Origin of the sequence: Paracoccus sp. JM45 (assembly GCF_003590715.1) — a bacterium.
In the GTDB taxonomy this organism is placed as follows: Bacteria; Pseudomonadota; Alphaproteobacteria; order Rhodobacterales; family Rhodobacteraceae; genus Paracoccus.
Window position 1 is genome coordinate 1 of record NZ_QQVY01000060.1, and the last position, 1,315, is coordinate 1,315.

The 1,315-nt window shown below is 56.5% G+C and carries 1 protein-coding gene and 1 pseudogene; both read right to left on the reverse strand.

The genetic code is table 11. The annotated features are described in order from the left end of the window. On the reverse strand, nt 1–662 hold a 662-nt coding region (locus tag DWB67_RS18555; protein WP_147385980.1), incomplete at its 3' end, for a helix-turn-helix domain-containing protein. A gap of 130 nt (nt 663–792) precedes the next feature. Further along, a pseudogene (locus DWB67_RS17675) lies at nt 793–1,315 on the reverse strand (IS5 family transposase); the annotation flags it as partial.

Here is a 1,315-nt window from a genome sequence, read left to right on the forward strand (position 1 = left end):
TCCTCGGGAAAGTCCATCTTCAGACGTTGCGCGATCTGTTCCGGGCTCCAGGCACACGACCAGCGCCGGCTTTGCCGATGAACGGCTCGTCGTCCTTTCCATACCACGATGGGCCCATCAAAAGCGACGCCCTTGGGCGTGGCTATTAGACCTGCGAGCCGGTCCTGCACATAGTCGTGTAAGCTTGGATTGCTCGTAAGTTTGCTGATCTTTGGCCGGCGGGCGGCACGATCTGCATGCCACTGCGCTGTCAGAGCACGGTAGTCGAAGTCTCCACTTCGGGTCGCCGAGTTGCGCCTGATCTCACGCGAGATTGTACTGGGCGACCGCCCAAGTTTGCGCGCAATTGTACGCACGCCTGTGCCACGAGCACATTCCAAGGCTATTTCCTCGCGGTCCGCGAAGGTCAGATTGCGGCTTTTAAGCAAAGCAGCCGAGGGCGCGAGATGTGTGGGAGGCATTCCACCAGAACTTCTGAACCACCGGCTCCCAACAGGACCGGAAACACCTGCTTGGACGGCAGACACTTCACTGGAATGACCTGCGGCCACGCCCCGCCAGAACCGACACAGATTCTCACGTTGCCAGACTGGCGGCCTTCCCGGAGAATTTAATTTGCCCCGTGTCGAACGTTCGGATTTTCGTCTGCCTGTTTTTGTCATCTACACCTCATAAAATGGTGTGTTGCGACGAACGGTTGAATCCGCCTTAGCTGAGCCGGTAGTTGTGATGGATCAACTTCTCTCCAGGCTTTCGTTCGTAAGGCGCCTGCTCACTAGGGCCCGTGGACATTCATCTTGAAGCAATCAGGGCTGCGGCGAGGTTCCAATTGGCGGTGTAGCTGCAATCGGTCTTGTCATAGCGTGTTGCTATGCCTCGGAATTCCCTGATCTTTGCAAAGTAGTTTTCAACCATATGGCGCCACTTGTAAGCGTCTGCGTCGTAGTTACGCTGTTGCTTTCGGTTTGATTTCGGTGGGATCACGGCGCTTGCCCCACGTGCATCCAGTTCTTCCAGGAGCCAGTTCGCGTCAAACGCTTTGTCTGCCAGAAGAGCCCCGAAGGGAACGTTACGGATCAGAGGCGCGACGCCTTTTGTGTCATGTGCCTGCCCGGGCAATAATAGGAAACGGATCAGATTGCCGAGCGAATCCACAAGCGCGACGATTTTAGTCGTCAGACCGCCACGCGAGCGTCCGATGGCCTAAGCCTGAGTCCCCCTTTTGCGCCGGTTGCCTTCTGGTGAACCTGAACGATGGTGCCGTCGATGAGGGCATATTCAAGGTCGGGGTCACCACTCATGGTTATAAAAAGGC